Origin of the sequence: Caballeronia sp. LZ008 (assembly GCF_031451435.1) — a bacterium.
GTDB lineage: Bacteria > Pseudomonadota > Gammaproteobacteria > Burkholderiales > Burkholderiaceae > Caballeronia > Caballeronia zhejiangensis.
The window spans coordinates 520,054-534,861 of sequence record NZ_JARUXK010000002.1; the positions used below are offsets into that span (position 1 = coordinate 520,054).

The following is a 14,808-nucleotide window of genomic DNA, read 5'->3' on the forward strand; positions in this document are numbered from 1 at the left end:
TGCCGCCGCCGTTCCGTACCTGTCGGTTCCGATCCCGCCACTTCAGGTCGGCAGTGTACTCGAAATGACAGGGCAAGACGACGCTCCGGCGTTCCCGTCTCGCAGGCTCGACGTCGAGCGCGTCAGTCTTCTGCGTCGATCATGTCGTTGATTTTCAGCACGAGCTCTTCGATCGCAAACGGCTTCGTCAGCAGGTGCGCGCCCTCTTCGACCCTGCCGTTGCCGAACACCGATTTCTCCGCATATCCCGTCATGAAAAGGACCGGCAAGGCAGGTCGCCTGAACCGCGCCCGGTCCACCATCTCCTTCCCGTTCATGCCCGGCATGCCGATGTCGCTAACCAGGATGTCGATCTCCGCGTTCGAATTGAGGATGTCGAGCCCGGACGGACCGTCGCTGGCTTCGATGACGTTGAAACCCGCATCCCTCAGCACTTCGGTGCAGCCCAGGCGAATATCGGCTTCGTCATCGACGACGAGCACCGTGCGCTGCTTTCCGACAGCAGGCAGGACGATCGTCGCCGGCAAATCTTCCGCTTCCGGTGTCGAATCCGTCAGTCGCGGCAGATAGATGCTCACCGTCGTGCCCTTGCCGACCTGCGACTCGATCGACACTTTGCCCCCCGACTGACGCGAAAATCCGTACACCATGGACAAGCCCAGGCCCGTGCCCTGCCCCAAGGGCTTCGTGGTGAAGAACGGATCGAACGCCTTGTCGATGATTTCCGCTGCCATGCCGTATCCCGTGTCGGCGACCGCGATCACGACGTAATCGCCATCGCTCAAACCGTGCAGGCGCGCAAGGCGTCCCTTGAAGGAGACGTTGTTCGTGCGGATCGTCAGCGTGCCGCCCGCGGGCATGGCGTCGCGTGCGTTGATGCACAGGTTGAGCACGGCGTTCTCCAGTTGCACCGGGTCGCTCAACGTCGTGTGCAGGGTTTCTTCGAGCCGCGCATTCACTTCGACGGACGGTCCCAAGGTGCGCCTTATCAGATCGAGCATGCCGTCGATCAGGCGGTTCGGCGAGATCGCCTTGGGGTCGAGCGTTTGTCTGCGTGCGAAGGCAAGCAGCCGATGCGTCAGCGCGCCGGCTCGCTGCGTCGCATCGTGCGCGCTTTGGACGAAGCGTTCGATGTCGGCGAAACGGCCCTGGCGCATGCGCAGCTTGGTCAACTCCATGTTGGTGTTGATGACCTGCAGCAGGTTGTTGAAGTCGTGCGCGATGCCGCCCGTGAGCTGACCGATCGCCTCCATCTTTTGTGCTTGCCGAAGCGTTTCTTCGGCCGTCATCAGCTCTTCGGTGCGCTCGGCGACCCGCCGTTCCAGAAGCTGCGCGGCGTCCTTGAGCTCGTCGAGATGCCGTTTCGTCTGAAGCTGCCGTGCGCGCGCGCGAATCAGACCGCGCGCCACGCTTTGAAGCACTTCCGCGGTCAACGGTCGTGCGAGCAACGTGACATTGCCGAGCGCTTCGAAGAGACGCCAGCGTTGCACCGTGCTCGGACGATCGCCCGGCACGGTCAGAATGCAGATAGGAATGTCCGACCACGGCGGCTGTTTTTCGAGGCAGTCGGCAAAATCGCCCGACGGCGCCAGCTCGGAAAGCGACTCTTCGGTCAACAGCAGCCCCGCGATGCTCATGCCGTCGTTTTGCCGAAGCTGTTTGCAGATATCGGCCAATGTGCCGATTTCGAGCGCATCGATGCCGCCGGCGCGCAGCGTCTCGACGATGATCCGCGCATCCTGTCCGACCGGCGCGAGCACCTGCACCGTCGTCGGCGCTTCGTCACGCATCATGACGCGTCAGCCGGTTGGTCGCCCTCGCCGATCAATTCTTCGCGGGCGCCTTCGTAGGTCGGAACGCCGGTGAAAATGCCGCGCAAGGTTTCGAGCGGTGGCCCGACTTCCACGCCAATCGACGAAAGCTGATATTCGTGGATCGCGTTGTCGTGCAGGCCCGTTCGCTGTTTGATGACCGAAAGTGCGCGCCGCAAACGGCCCGCGGCTTCGAAAAAGCGCAGAAGCAACACGGTGTCGCTGAGGAAACTGAGGTCGATCGGGTTCTGGACATCGCCGACCACGCCCTGTTGAGCGAGCACGATGATCGTCACGACGCCGCGCCGATTCAGATAGGTGAGCAACTCATGCAGATGCAGCACGAGCGAACGCTCTTCCGGCATCGTGCTCAGATACGAATTGATGCTATCGATGACGACCACGCGAGCGTTGCGGTCTTCGACATCGCGGCGCACGGCCCACACGAATTCGCCCGGCGAGAGACGCGACGGGTTCATCCGCCGCCACGAGAATCGCTCGCTCGCCATGGCCTCGTCCGCGCTCAGGCCCAGGCTGTGGCCGCGTCGCAGGAATGTCTCGTAGGTCTCATCGAACGAGAAGTAGGACGCAAACTCGCCGTTGTTCGCGCTCGACAGCGCATAGCTCAAGGCGATCGACGATTTTCCCGCACCCGATGGACCGATCATCATCGTGGTCGTCCCGCGATCGAGTCCGTGGCCCAGAAAGCGATCGAGGTCCGCGAAGCCGCTTTCGAGCGGCGCTCCGCCGGGAAGACTCGCATGTTCGTCGGCGATCAGGCTCGGAAACACGAGCACTTCTCCCGGCACGAGCATGTAGTCATGCCATCCGCTCTGGAAGTTCATGCCGCGCATTTTTGCGACCCGCAGCCGCCTGCGCGCGGCGCCGTAGTCGCGCTCGATCAGTTGAAGCGTGATGACGCCATGGACAAAACTATGAAGTTCTCCGTCCTCTCCGCTCAGAAGGTCGTCGAGAAGGATGGCGGTGACCTCCCTTCCCTGCATGAAGCGCTTGAGTTCGAGCATCTGCCGCCGGTAGGCGAGCTTGTTTTGCGCGAGCATGTGCAACTCCGACACGCTGTCGATGACGACCCTCTCGGCGCCTGTCTCCTCCACGCGGCGGATGATCCGTTCGATGGTCCTGTCGAACTCGACCTCCGACGGAAAGAGCACCGTTTGCTGACGCGATGCGTTGGCCTCGTCCGGTATCAGTTCGAAGATATCGATACCGGACATGTCCCAGCCATGCGTGGCTGCCGCGCTTCGAAGCTCCTGCTCCGACTCCGAAAAGGTGACATACAGGCACTTCGCAGCTTTCTCGACGCCCGCAATGAGGAAGCGCATGCCGATCGTGGTTTTTCCAGTGCCGGGCGCCCCTTCGACGAGATGCAGCCGATGCGTCGGCAGCCCGCCGCGCAGAACGACATCGAGTTCGGGGATTCCTGTCTTCGTGAGCGGCAGTGGAACGATCTCTGGCATAACCGACCTTTGAGTGGTGTTTTTTACCTCCTAGCAATTTTTCGGCCTTGAAGAGTTTTGGTCGCCAAGTCAGCTTGCTTTGCGAAAAGCACGGCTGAAACGGCAATTTCGCGCGCTCAGGACTGGACTGTCCAGTCTTCGGTCGGCGCGGGCAGAGAGCGAAACGCGGGCTTCGCGAAGAAATATCCCTGCATCAGCGTGACGCCCTGCGCGAAGAAGAAGTCCCGCTCGCCACGGGTTTCGATGCCTTCGGCGATCACGCGGATGCCGAGATCGCCGCACATGGACAACACGCCCCGCACGATGCTCTGCCGCACCGAATCCGTGTCGATTCCGCGCACCAGTTCCATGTCGAGTTTGATGAAATCTGGCTGGAATTCGGCGAGCAGCGTGAGCCCGGAGTAGCCGGCGCCGAAATCGTCGATGGCAGTCTGAAAGCCGAAGCGTCTGTACGCACGAAATATCTCGACCAGATGCGAGCGGCTGATGACGCTCTCGCCCTCTACGGTCTCGAAGATGATGCGATCGGTCGCGAACTTGAATTTCTCGGCCGCCTCGAACGTGCTGCGGATACACGCTTCAGGCTGATAAACCGCGTTCGGCATGAAATTGATCGACAGGAATCCGCTCATGTCGAGCGACGCGGCCTGTTCGATCGCCACGGTGCGGCAGCGTTGATCGAAATGGTAGCGATTGGCTTCGTCGACCCGCGCGAGCACCGATCCCGCCGATTCGCCGTTCGGGCCGCGCACCAGCGCCTCATGGGCATACGCGACGCCATTGCGCGTATCGACGATAGGCTGGAACGCGAAGGCCAGATCGATGACGTCGCTATCGGGGACGCGGCAACCCGTGCACTTGTGCGACGCATCGCCGTGCGCGAGCTGGATGGCTGGCTTATCTTTCATGAAATTTTCGGATCGCGCACGCGGCGCACGTTTTGACTAGTCATTATCGACACGAATCGACATGGGCTTTACACCCCGGACGAGAAACCGTGCGCTGCACAGTCGCGCGCCATGTCGCGGCGCGCTCCCGCTTTACTCAGTTCTTCCACCCGCCGAACTGCGCGATGTCGACCACCGGCAGCCGCTTGCGCGGCGCTTGCTCCCGTTCGGCCAACGCGTCGGACAGCACGCCTACATCGCCATGATGCGCAACCGAGATCACGGCGAGCGGCGTGTAGCGCTCCGCGATGCCGAACGCGTCCCGCAAGGCCTTCGCGTCGAAGCCGCTCATCGAATGGGCGGCGAGGCCGCGCGCATGCGCCTCGAGCAGCAGCGCCAGCGCCGCGGCGCCGGTATCGTAGCTCGCGTTCGGATTGACCTCGCCCTTGGCGTTGAGCGTATCCGCCAGCACCGCGATCAGCACTTGCGCGTTCCGGTTCCACGTCTGGTTGAACGGAACCAGCGTGGCGAAGGCGTCCTCGAATGCGGCAGCGTTCCGGGTCTTCTCGAACACGAGAAAGCGCCAGGGCTGCACGTTATACGCCGATGGCGCCCAGCGCGCCGCTTCGAGCAGCGCAAGCACATCGGCGTGCGCGACGGGCTGTTCGCCATAGGCGCGCGGACTCCATCGTCCGGCGAGCAAAGGATGAATGTCGATATCGGTCGGTGCGGGTCGGTGCGTCATGGATTCTGGCGATCGAAATAAAAAAGGGCTTCCAGCATAAGCCGTGCGGCGCGAACGCGATATGACTTCCCGTGCTGATTAAATCGGCGCCGACGATAAGCCGCCTTCCCGCGCCGCGGGCATGTACACGCATATCCTTAGCTCGATTCGTGCTTTCCGCTTGGCGATCCGGGCGACTATCATGGTCAGTCTTAGCCGCCCGCTGAATAGTCGCTGCGCGCTGTTCCGCCTTATCCGGAGTTGTTATCTTGTCCCGTATCGAACCCATTCGCCGGCCGCTCGTGGTCGGCATCGGCGGCACTACGCGCCCTGCCTCGTCCACCGAACGCGCGCTGGGCTTCGCGCTCAAAGGCGCGGAAGAATCCGGCGCTCGCGTGCGCCTGTTCGGCGGCGCATTTCTGCACAGCCTGCCCCACTACGCGCCCGAAACGCGCGATCTCACCGACGCCCAGCGCGAACTGATCGAAGCCGTGCGCGACGCCGATGCGCTCGTCATCGCGACGCCCGGTTATCACGGCGGTATCTCCGGGCTCGTGAAGAACGCGCTCGACACACTCGAAGAACTGCGCAACGACGAGCGCCCTTATCTCGACGGCCGCGCGGTCGGCAGCATCGTCACCGCTTATGGCTGGCAGGCGGCGGGCACGGTGCTGACCTCGCTGCGCTCGATCGTGCATGCGCTGCGCGGCTGGCCGACGCCCTTCGGCGCCGCCGTCAACACGCTGGAAACGCGCTTCGAAAGCGCCGACCATTGTTCCGATCCGAAGGTCGTCGAGCAGTTGTTTACCGTCGGGCAACAGGCGTCGAACTTCGCACTCGCGTTCGCTTCGCACCGGCCGGATGCGTGGCATGCAGTGACTCGCGAAGTGGCGCTCGCACAGCGCTGAGGCAGGCAAGACGTCGAAAGCATACGGTCGATCCGTGCGCTTCGACGATGGACGATGCTTGGTATCCCGACGCACGTTCCGCGCGATGCCGAGCGCATCAGCCGCGCGCGAAGAAACGGTTGGCCGGCCTCGGCAAGCCGAGATGCTCACGCAGTGTCGAACTCTCGTAAGCGCGACGGAAAATGCCGCGCCGCTGCAACTCCGGCACCACCTTGGCGACGAAATCATCCAGTCCCGCGGGCAGATACGGGAACATCACGTTGAAGCCGTCGCTGCCTTCCTCGACGAGCCACTGTTCCATTTCGTCGGCGATATCCGTCGCGGTGCCGACCATCTGCAAGCCGGAATAGCCGCCGACACGCTGCGCCAGTTGCCGCACGGTGAGCCCCTCCGCGCGCGCCATGTCGATGACGCGTTCGCGCGCACTTCTGCTCGCGTTGGTTTCGGGAATCTCGGGCAACGGGCCGTCCGGATCGAACGACGAGACATCGTGGCCGAGCGCGATCGACAGCGACGCGAAACCGCTGTCGTCATGCACGAAAGTGTCGAGCAATGCGCGCTTTTCCTGCGCTTCGTCACGCGAGTCGCCCACTACGACGAACGCGCCCGGCAGTATCTTCAGATGCTCGCGCGCGCGGCCTGCGCGCTCCATCCGGCCTTTGACATCGGCATAAAAGCGCTTGCCCGCGGCGAGATTCGGCTGCGCGGTGAAGACGGCATCGGCGGTTTCGGCGGCGAGCTGCCTGCCCGCTTCGGACGATCCCGCCTGCACCACGACCGGCCAGCCCTGCACCGGCCGCGCGATGTTCAGCGGCCCGCGCACCGACAGATATTCGCCCTTGTGATCGAGCACGTGCAGCTTCGCGGGATCGAAGAAGAGGCCGCTTTGCGTGTCCTGCACGAAGGCGTCGTCGGCCCAGCTATCCCAGAGACCGGTAACGACATCGTAGAACTCGTGCGCGCGCCGATAGCGCTCGTCGTGCTCCATGTGTTCGTCGCGGCCGAAATTCAGCGCGGCATCCGGGTTCGACGTGGTGACGAGATTCCAGCCCGCGCGCCCTTCGCTCAGATGATCGAGCGATGCGAACCGCCGCGCGATGTGATACGGCTCGTCGAACGTCGTCGATGCAGTAGCGATCAGGCCGATGCGCTCGGTCACCGAAGCGAGTGCGGACAGCAGCGTGAACGGCTCGAACGATGTCGCCGTGTGGCTGCGCTTGAGCGCGTTGACCGGCATGTTCAGCACGGCAAGATGATCGGCCATGAAGAACGCATCGAAACATGCTTTCTCCAGCGTCTGAACGAACCGCTTCAGATGTCGAAAGTTGAAGTTCGCATCGGGATACGCGCCGGGATAGCGCCACGCGCCGGTGTGCAGGCTCACCGGACGCATGAATGCGCCGAGATGGAGTTGTCGGGACTGTGGCATCGCGTCGATGAATGAAGGAGTGGCGAACCGCGTCAACTTACTCCAACTCGCGCAAACACGCTCGATCGCGCTGACCATTTGCAAATCATGCGACGGGACATATCCATAGCGCCCGATATTATTTGCCGCGCACGCGCCGCGCCTCTAGCATCGGCTTCTTTCAACCAGCCTGCCTGTCCATTCGTGAAGATCAAGCATTCATTCAAGACTGTCCTGTTCCCGGTCCTGCTCGCGTGCGCCGTCGTGAGCGCGCAGCCGTCGTTCGCGGCGAACCAGACCGTGCGGGTCGGCATCATGTCCGGCGAGGACGAGGATGTCTGGCGCACCGTCGCGGCCAACGCCGCGAAGCGCGGCATCACGGTCAAGGTCACGACCTTCTCCGACTATACGCAGCCCAACGAGGCGCTCGCGCAGCACGATCTCGACGCCAACTCGTTCCAGCACAAGCCTTATCTCGATGCGCAGATCCAGGCGCGCCATTACGACATCGTGCCGGTCGGCTTCACCTATGTGCAGCCGATCGGCCTCTACTCGCGCAAGGTGAAGTCGGTGGACGCGCTGCCGCAGAACGCGTCGATCGGCGTGCCGAACGACCCGAGCAACGAAGGCCGCGCCCTGCTGCTCCTGCAGGCGAACGGCGTCATCAAGCTGCGCGAGAACGTCGGCCTGCTGCCGACCGCTCGTGACATTGCGAGCAACCCGAAGCATGTGCAGATCAAGGAACTGGACGCGGGTATCGTCGGCCGCGCGATCGGCGATGTCGACGCCGCCGTCGTCAATACCGATTGGGCGATCAAGGCGGGCATCCAGATTCCGCAGGAGCGCATCGCGCAGGAAAAGGTGACGAACAATCCGTATCGCAACTTCATCGCGGTGAACGCGAAAGATGCGCAGGCGCCGTGGGTCAAGGCACTGGTCGAGAGCTATCAGCAGGCGAATGTCGCGTCGTCGATTCTTTCCGTGTATCACGGGGCGACGTTGCCGGCGTGGGAAGACGCGCCGCAGCATTGAACGCGACGGCGAAGCATCGCCGATCATCGGGACGCGGGGCCTGTTTTCGGAAGGAAACAGGCCCCGGCTTCATTGTGTCGCCGGATCGCGGCCCGCAAAGAACTGTTCGTCCGGCACCACATTCAACGCGATGGTCAGCCGGTTCGCATAGTTGAAGAACGCCGATATCTCCAGCACTTCGGTCACCGCCTGCTGCGTGAAGCCGATCGAGCGCAGCCATTGCAGATGCTCATCGCGAATGCTGCCCGGCTCGCGCGTGAGGCGCTCCGCGATCTCCGCGAGCGCCGCCTCCTTCACGGACAGGCGCACATGGCGAAAGCCCTGCGCGATGCGCTGCGCACGCACGGTATCGCCCGAGACGGCCGCCAGCGCCTGCGTGTGATTGAAAACGCAATAGCTGCATTCGTTCACGGCCGACGTGACCACCGCGATCAACTCGCGCTCGGCTGCCGTGAGATGGCTGCGGTGCGGATCGAATAGATGCTCGTAGAACGTGACGAGCCGGTACGCGGTATCGGGGTTGACGGAAAGCGCCGCAAGCCAGTTGGGCACGAAGCCATACTGACGGCGAAACTTCGCGTGGATCGCCGCGACGTGCGGCGGCAAGCGGGCCTCGTCGGGCAAGCCGAAACGGGAAACCGGTTCGCGTATTGCATCGGCATCCGAATTCAGCTGATCGGCGAACGGATCTGAAGGTGCAAGAGTGGACATCGTATGGAGTCTCCTGGCGCTATGCTCGGGCATCCAAATTAACGCACTCGCCGACGAGCGGTGTGACTGATTTTTCATAAGCTAATCGGTGTTTGGACACATCGCGCTCGCCGAATTGCAAATCGCAAATCGATATTGGATCGCACGAAAGATCGCTGCGCATAATGAGCCGCAGCTTCTCTTCACTCCTTCCAGGCGAGGCATGTGACATGGCAGAAGTTCTGAGCACTGAGACGCACGTCATCGGACGGCTCGATGTTCCGACGCACGATGCGCTGAGCGACGATCTCCGGCAACTGGTCGAGCAGCACGGCGGCGACAACTGGATTCGGGCGCTGTCCCTGAATGCCGATACCGCGCGCCGCTTCACGCAGTACTTCGAGAAACTTTTCAGCGCGACGGGCGGACGACTGCCGCTCGACGAGCGCGAGCTGATCGCGGTGATCGTGTCGCGCACGAACGGCTGCGGGCTGTGCGCAATCCATCACGCGCATGCGCTCGGCGAGGCGCTCGGCGACCGCGTGCAGGCCCGGCGCATTGCGCTCGACTATCACCTCGCGGATCTGTCCGCGCGGCAACTGGCGCTCGCCGAAATCGCCGAGACCATCACGACATCGCCGCGCGCGATTACCCGTAAGGACTTCGACCGCCTGCGCACGCTCGGCCTCGACGACGCCGATATCCTCGAAGCGATCGAAACCGCGTCGTGGTTCAACCATACGAACCGCATCTTTATCGCGGCCGGCGTCGTGCCCGACGAGAAGTATTTCTCGGCGCTCGCGTAATGCCGATCCCGCATCCGCACACAGGAGAGTTTCGATGAGCGCCGTACTCGAACCCGTCATCGCGTCGCCCGCGCCGGGCGATGCCTCGCATCTGCTGTCCGACGCGCTGCTCGATGCGATCGGCCAGCGCGCCGCCGGTTATGACCGCGAGAATCGCTTCTTCTCCGACGACCTGCGCGATCTTCACGAAGCCGGTTTCCTGCGCGCCACGGTGCCGATCGAATTCGGCGGACTCGGCCTCACGCTGCCGCAACTGCTGCGCGAGCAGGTGCGGCTCGCGGCCCGCGCGCCATCGACGGCGCTTGCGCTGAACATGCATCTGTACTGGGTCGGCGCGGCGCTGCATCTGTATCGGCGCGGCGACAAGTCCGCGCAATGGATTCTCGAGGAAGCGGGCGCGGGCAAGGTGTTCGCGGCAGGCCATGGCGAGCCGGGCAACGATCTCGGTCTCGCGTGGTCGTCGGTGAAGGCGACGCCGTTGCCGGACGGCGGCTATCGCTTCGACGGCCGCAAGATCTTCACCTCGCTCGCGCCCGCATGGGACTGGCTCGGCGTGCATGGCATCGACGACTCCGATCCGCAGGCGCCGAAGATCGTGCATGCGTTCATCCGGCGTGACGCGGCGGGACATCGCACGGTGCAGACCTGGGATGCGCTCGGCCTGCGCGCGACGCGCAGCGACGATACCTGGCTCGAAGGCGCCATCGCGCCGCGCGACAAGGTGATCCGCGTGCTGCCCGCGGGCATTCCCGACGATCCTTTCGTCGATGGCATTCTCGGCGCGGTGCTGCCCGGCCTCGGCGCGGTCTATTACGGCATCGCGAAGCGCGCGTTCGACATCGCGGTGGAATCGGCCAAGCAGCGTGCATCGCCGGCCATCGGCGGCAAGACTTATGCGTACAAGCCGCTGACGCAGCAGGCGGTCGCGCAGGCGGCCATCGAGCTTGCGAGCATCGAGGCGCTCGTCGAGCGCGCGGCCGAGCGCTGGTGGACGGGTTATGGCGAAAGCGAACCGTGGATCGCGCACTTGCTTGCGGCGAAACAGCATGCCGTCGATGGCGCGTTGCGCGTGGTGAACCTCGCGCTGAAGATCGCAGGCGCGGCTTCGCTGTCGCGTCATAGCGAGCTGGAACGGCTGTATCGCGATGTGCGCGCGGGCGCGTTTCATCCGCCGAACGCGGATGCGGCGCATGAAGTCATCGGTCAGGCTTGGCTCGGGGTGCTCGGTCAGGCGTGAGCGTCGCGGCGCATGGTTGACTTTTCCATGCGTTGCGCGCTTGAACTTCTGCATTCAGGCTTGCGCTTCGCGAATCATAGTGCTTACCGCGCAACCTCCACTGCGGACGCACGCGCGCCTTCCTCACCGCTTTGCGAAAGCGCCTGCGTCACCGAAGCACCGGGCGCGACGTCGTGCGTGAGCCATACGTTGCCGCCGATCACCGCGCCGCGTCCGAGCGTCACGCGTCCGAGGATCGTCGCGCCCGCATAGATGACCACATCGTCCTCGACGATCGGATGACGCGCGAGGCCCTTCTCCAGATGACCTTCCGCGTCGCGCGGAAAGCGTTTCGCTCCGAGCGTCACCGCCTGATAGACGCGCACGCGATTGCCGATGACCGCCGTCTCGCCGATCACCACGCCCGTGCCGTGATCGATGAAAAAGCCCGAGCCGATGCGCGCGCCCGGATGAATGTCGATGCCTGTTTCCCCATGCGCGAGTTCCGCGACGAGGCGCGCGAGCAGCGGCAACCCGAGCCGGTAGAGCTCGTGCGCGACGCGATGGTGAATCATCACGAGAATGCCGGGATAGCAGAGCAGCACTTCATCGACGCTGCCCGCCGCCGGGTCGCCCTGATAGGCTGCGAGGATGTCGCTGTCGAGCAGACTGCGAATGCGCGGCAGGGTTTTCGCGAACGCGCGTATCGCATCGCTCGCGCGCGTTTCGACGGCGTGATCGTCGCGCGGCAGATGACGCGCCTTGTATTGCAGTTCGAGCTTCGCCTGCACGAGCAGCCCTTGCAGCGCGAAGTCGAGCGCGTGGCCGACGTAGAAGTTTTCGCTTTCCTGTCGCAGGTCGGGCGGTCCGAGCCGCATCGGAAAGAGCGCGCCTTTCAGTGCGCCGATGATGTCGCCAAGCGCCTCGCGTGCGGGAAGCTCGCGCCCGCCCGGTTCGAGCGAGCGCTTCTGGGCTTCGCGCCACTGCTGGCGGACTGTCTGAAGCGATTGGACGATGTCGTCGATGTCGAATACAGCCACAGTGCAGTCCTTTCTATGTAATGGGTCAGCTCGCGTGGGCGCGCGATGCGCGAGCGGTAAATTCGTCGCGCGCGCTCATCGATGGGAGCGAGCGGTCGACGCGCCGCCTGCATCGCAGCGAAACAGCGGCGGTTCGACCGGCGGCTGAAACATGTCGACCGCATTGCCCATGTTGAAGTACCCCGCCTGCGCGAATAACGCGATGTGTTCGAGCCGCTCCGCGCGGCTCGCCTCTCCGTCGCCGCGCGTAGAAGTGCGCGGCGCTTCGCACCCGCACGCATTCATCGCGCGTCTGGCTTCACGCAGAAAGCGGCGCTCGCGCGACCGTTCGAAACGGTTGGACAGCATGTGCCAGCAAGACGTCAGGATATGCGCCATGACTCGCTACCTTCGAATGACGATGACATCAATCTAGGCCCGCGCGACGCGTTTCACAAACGAGCTTTTCTGCGTTGCATTGCAGGCATCGTGCGGACCCGGCTGCGCTCTGCGGAGCGGCGCGAGAGCAGTGCGTGCGCGAGCGCTTGCAGCGCACCGCACAGCATCAGATAGACGAAGCCGACGAACAGGAAGATCTGCGCCGGATAGATCATCAACCGGTTGTTGAGCTGATTGGCGAGGAACGTGAATTCCGGCACGCCGACGATATAGGCAAGCGACGTATCCTTGATGAGCGAGACCCATTGATTGACGAACGACGGCATCATCACGCGCACGGCCTGCGGCAGCACGACTTCGCGCAGCGCCTGCCAGCGCGTGAGGCCGAGCGACATCGCCGCCTGCCACTGCCCGTTGCCGATCGACACGATGCCCGCATGGACCGAATGCGACAGATACGCGCCGCCGATCAGCGCGAGCGCGCATACGACGGTCGCGAGGCCCGGCACATTGACGTGCAGCAGAATCGGCATCAGAAAGAAGGTCCAGAAAATCAGCATCAGCACGGGAATCGCGCGAAAGAACGCAACGAGCGCGGTCAGCAGGATCTGCGCGACGCCGCGTGTCATCGAAAGCGCGATGCCGCCCGCGAGCCCGATGATCGCCGCAAGAATCGCGGAGGAAATGGAAAGCGCGAGCGTCAGCGCAACGCCGCCGAGCGGTCCGGAAGGAAACGCGCCCAGCAGGAGATAGCGCAGCGACGCGAACCAGTCGACCTCGTTCATGCGTGGACTCGCCGCAACGCGCGCACGCCGGTGCGCTGCCACACGACCAGCGCCGCTTCGATGACCGCGATGGTCAGCACATAGAACACCGTGGCCGTGCCGAATGCCTGAAATGTCCTGAAGGACTCGGTATCGACCTGACGCGACATGTACGAAAGCTCCGCGACGCCTACCGCCATCGTCAGCGACGAGTTCTTCACCACGTTCATGTATTGCCCGGCGAGCGGCGGCGTCGCGATGCGCAGCGCCTGCGGCAGGATCACGTAGCGCAGCGCGGCATAGCGGCTCATGCCGAGCGCGGCCGCCGCCTGCTCTTGCGCCGCATTCACGCCACGCATACCGGCACGAAACTCCTCGCCGATGAACGCCGTCGTGTAGCAGGTCAATCCGATCCAGCCCGCGAACAGCTCGAAACTCGGCCAACGCAAAACGAACGGCCCGAACGTCGCGGCATGCGGCGTGTTGAGCCACGTCATCCATTCGGACGGCAGCAACGCGGCCGCCCCGAAATACCAGAACAGCAACTGGACGAGCAGCGGCGAATTGCGAAAGACGAAGACATACGATGCCGCGACGCGTGCGAGCGCCGCATTGCCCGACGTGCGCGCGACGGCCAGCGCGAAGCCGAGCAGCGTCGCGCAGATCGCCGCGCAGGCGGACAACATCAGCGTGACGGCGAAGCCCTGCTCCAGCCACGCGAGATATTTCGGATCGAGCCAGCTATGCATGATCGACGGCGATCAACCGTTCTTCTGCGGATCGCCGATCTTGAAGAGGCGCGGCAGCGGCGCGGCGCTCTTCGGGCCGAACCACTTGTCGTAAATGCGCGTCGCTTCGCCGTCCGTTTCGAGTTTGGTGAGCGTGCCGTTCACGGCGTCGAGCAGGCGCGTCTCGCCCTTCGGCACGCCGACGCCTTCGTAATCGTTGGAGATCGTGAAGGCCGGAATTTCGTAGCTGGCCTTGTCCGGCACGCGCGCGAGCAACGCAACCAGCTTCGGTCCGTCCTGCGTGATCGCCTGCACGTTGCCCGTGCGCAGCGCGGCGAAAGCGAACGGCGTGTCGTCATAGGCGACGATGGTCGCGTTCGGGAATTTCGCCCGCACCTGCTGTTCGTTCGTCGTTCCCTTGTCCGCGCCGATGCGCAGGCTGTTGATCTGATCGGGCGATTTCAGCACGCCCTTCTTCGCGATGAACTGCGTGCCCGATGCGAAGTACGGCGTGCTGAAATCGACTTCCTTTTTGCGCTCGTCGGTGATCGTGAAGTTGGCGAAGACGAGATCGACCTTGCCCGACTTCAGAAACGCGATGCGGTTGGCCGGATTGGTCGGCTGCACTTCCAGCTTGACGCCCAGGCTCTTCGCCACCGCGCGCGCATAGTCGACATCGAGACCGACGATCTGATTGTCCTTCGGATCGACGAAGCCGAACGGCGGATTGCTGTCGAACGCCGCGACGCGCAGCACGCCGGCTTTCTTGATGTCGTCGAGCCTGTCCGCATGCGCGGCATTCGAAGCCACTGCCAGCAGTGCAGCGAGCACCGCGCCCCAGGTCCTGATTTTCATTGGTGAGTTCCTTGTTCGTTGCGCCGGTGTGCGTCGCCGGGCGGCGGCACGATGGCGAGGCTGGCACTCTATCGGTGCCGCCG

General features: G+C 63.6%; 15 protein-coding genes. 4 read left to right on the forward strand and 11 right to left on the reverse strand.

The genetic code is table 11. The annotated features are described in order from the left end of the window. Positions 1 to 122: 122 nt before the first annotated feature. The 4 genes from QCE49_RS16780 to QCE49_RS16795 all read right to left on the reverse strand — a co-directional run bounded on the left by QCE49_RS16780 (position 123) and on the right by QCE49_RS16795 (position 4,921). Positions 123 to 1,793: an ATP-binding protein gene (locus tag QCE49_RS16780; RefSeq protein WP_250456953.1), complete on the reverse strand. Its 1,671-nt coding sequence runs from the start codon at positions 1,791 to 1,793 to the stop codon at positions 123 to 125. Continuing rightward, positions 1,790 to 3,289 (reverse strand): ATPase domain-containing protein, encoded by a 1,500-nt coding sequence (locus tag QCE49_RS16785; RefSeq protein WP_250456954.1) that lies wholly within the window; start codon positions 3,287 to 3,289, stop codon positions 1,790 to 1,792. Before QCE49_RS16785 ends, QCE49_RS16780 begins: the two co-directional genes overlap by 4 nt. 116 nt (positions 3,290 to 3,405) lie before the next feature. Next, positions 3,406 to 4,197 carry an EAL domain-containing protein gene (locus QCE49_RS16790; RefSeq protein ID WP_250441472.1) on the reverse strand — a complete coding sequence of 264 codons (792 nt, stop codon included), beginning with the start codon at positions 4,195 to 4,197 and terminating at the stop codon, positions 3,406 to 3,408. 136 nt (positions 4,198 to 4,333) lie between these two features. Beyond that, entirely contained in the window at positions 4,334 to 4,921 is a 588-nt protein-coding gene (locus QCE49_RS16795; RefSeq protein ID WP_008346743.1) for a nitroreductase family protein, read from the reverse strand. A gap of 248 nt (positions 4,922 to 5,169) precedes the next feature. On the opposite strand from QCE49_RS16795, the gene QCE49_RS16800 reads away from it, so the two are divergent. After that, entirely contained in the window at positions 5,170 to 5,808 is a 639-nt protein-coding gene (locus QCE49_RS16800; RefSeq protein WP_033535800.1) for an NADPH-dependent FMN reductase, read from the forward strand. 97 nt (positions 5,809 to 5,905) lie between these two features. On the opposite strand, the gene QCE49_RS16805 is transcribed toward QCE49_RS16800, so the two are convergent. Further along, the gene (locus QCE49_RS16805) at positions 5,906 to 7,237 is read right to left on the reverse strand and encodes an LLM class flavin-dependent oxidoreductase (RefSeq protein ID WP_250456955.1); all 1,332 of its coding nucleotides are present in this window, start codon (positions 7,235 to 7,237) and stop codon (positions 5,906 to 5,908) included. A 183-nt stretch (positions 7,238 to 7,420) separates the two neighbouring features. Here QCE49_RS16805 and QCE49_RS16810 point away from each other — a divergent pair, with 183 nt between their 5' ends. Beyond that, the gene (locus QCE49_RS16810; protein ID WP_008346747.1) at positions 7,421 to 8,248 is read left to right on the forward strand and encodes a MetQ/NlpA family lipoprotein; all 828 of its coding nucleotides are present in this window, start codon (positions 7,421 to 7,423) and stop codon (positions 8,246 to 8,248) included. 69 nt (positions 8,249 to 8,317) lie between these two features. Here QCE49_RS16810 and QCE49_RS16815 read toward each other — a convergent pair whose 3' ends face one another. After that, a complete protein-coding gene (locus tag QCE49_RS16815) occupies positions 8,318 to 8,959 on the reverse strand; it encodes a peroxidase-related enzyme (RefSeq protein WP_008346750.1) in 642 nt (213 codons plus the stop codon). 209 nt (positions 8,960 to 9,168) lie between these two features. Between QCE49_RS16815 and QCE49_RS16820 the strand changes: the two genes are divergently transcribed. Continuing rightward, a complete protein-coding gene (locus tag QCE49_RS16820) occupies positions 9,169 to 9,744 on the forward strand; it encodes a peroxidase-related enzyme (RefSeq protein WP_008346752.1) in 576 nt (191 codons plus the stop codon). A gap of 34 nt (positions 9,745 to 9,778) precedes the next feature. After that, positions 9,779 to 10,981: an acyl-CoA dehydrogenase family protein gene (locus QCE49_RS16825; protein WP_008346754.1), complete on the forward strand. Its 1,203-nt coding sequence runs from the start codon at positions 9,779 to 9,781 to the stop codon at positions 10,979 to 10,981. Positions 10,982 to 11,064: 83 nt separating this feature from the next. Here the strand turns inward: QCE49_RS16825 and epsC are convergent, their stop codons facing one another. From epsC to QCE49_RS16850, 5 genes are all read right to left on the reverse strand, one after another. Next, entirely contained in the window at positions 11,065 to 12,000 is a 936-nt protein-coding gene (gene epsC, locus QCE49_RS16830; protein WP_309806199.1) for a serine O-acetyltransferase EpsC, read from the reverse strand. 75 nt (positions 12,001 to 12,075) lie between these two features. After that, positions 12,076 to 12,378: a hypothetical protein gene (locus QCE49_RS16835; protein ID WP_008346758.1), complete on the reverse strand. Its 303-nt coding sequence runs from the start codon at positions 12,376 to 12,378 to the stop codon at positions 12,076 to 12,078. 53 nt (positions 12,379 to 12,431) lie between these two features. Further along, positions 12,432 to 13,163, reverse strand: coding sequence for an amino acid ABC transporter permease (locus QCE49_RS16840; protein ID WP_250456956.1), 732 nt, complete (start codon positions 13,161 to 13,163; stop codon positions 12,432 to 12,434). Further along, the gene (locus QCE49_RS16845; protein ID WP_250456957.1) at positions 13,160 to 13,891 is read right to left on the reverse strand and encodes an amino acid ABC transporter permease; all 732 of its coding nucleotides are present in this window, start codon (positions 13,889 to 13,891) and stop codon (positions 13,160 to 13,162) included. Before QCE49_RS16845 ends, QCE49_RS16840 begins: the two co-directional genes overlap by 4 nt. Before the next feature lie 12 nt (positions 13,892 to 13,903). After that, positions 13,904 to 14,725: an ABC transporter substrate-binding protein gene (locus QCE49_RS16850; protein WP_250456958.1), complete on the reverse strand. Its 822-nt coding sequence runs from the start codon at positions 14,723 to 14,725 to the stop codon at positions 13,904 to 13,906. Positions 14,726 to 14,808: the final 83 nt, after the last annotated feature.

Excerpts from the sequence above, each read along its gene's own strand:
- QCE49_RS16790 (WP_250441472.1), bottom strand. The coding sequence starts at position 4,197 with ATGAAAGATAAGCCAGCCATCCAGCTCGCGCACGGCGATGCGTCGCAC.
- QCE49_RS16780 (WP_250456953.1), bottom strand. The coding sequence starts at position 1,793 with ATGATGCGTGACGAAGCGCCGACGACGGTGCAGGTGCTCGCGCCGGTC.
- QCE49_RS16820 (WP_008346752.1), top strand. The coding sequence starts at position 9,169 with ATGGCAGAAGTTCTGAGCACTGAGACGCACGTCATCGGACGGCTCGAT.
- QCE49_RS16805 (WP_250456955.1), bottom strand. The coding sequence starts at position 7,237 with ATGCCACAGTCCCGACAACTCCATCTCGGCGCATTCATGCGTCCGGTG.
- QCE49_RS16845 (WP_250456957.1), bottom strand. The coding sequence starts at position 13,891 with ATGCATAGCTGGCTCGATCCGAAATATCTCGCGTGGCTGGAGCAGGGC.
- QCE49_RS16850 (WP_250456958.1), bottom strand. The coding sequence starts at position 14,725 with ATGAAAATCAGGACCTGGGGCGCGGTGCTCGCTGCACTGCTGGCAGTG.
- QCE49_RS16785 (WP_250456954.1), bottom strand. The coding sequence starts at position 3,289 with ATGCCAGAGATCGTTCCACTGCCGCTCACGAAGACAGGAATCCCCGAA.
- QCE49_RS16825 (WP_008346754.1), top strand. The coding sequence starts at position 9,779 with ATGAGCGCCGTACTCGAACCCGTCATCGCGTCGCCCGCGCCGGGCGAT.
- QCE49_RS16835 (WP_008346758.1), bottom strand. The coding sequence starts at position 12,378 with ATGGCGCATATCCTGACGTCTTGCTGGCACATGCTGTCCAACCGTTTC.
- QCE49_RS16840 (WP_250456956.1), bottom strand. The coding sequence starts at position 13,163 with ATGAACGAGGTCGACTGGTTCGCGTCGCTGCGCTATCTCCTGCTGGGC.
- QCE49_RS16815 (WP_008346750.1), bottom strand. The coding sequence starts at position 8,959 with ATGTCCACTCTTGCACCTTCAGATCCGTTCGCCGATCAGCTGAATTCG.
- QCE49_RS16795 (WP_008346743.1), bottom strand. The coding sequence starts at position 4,921 with ATGACGCACCGACCCGCACCGACCGATATCGACATTCATCCTTTGCTC.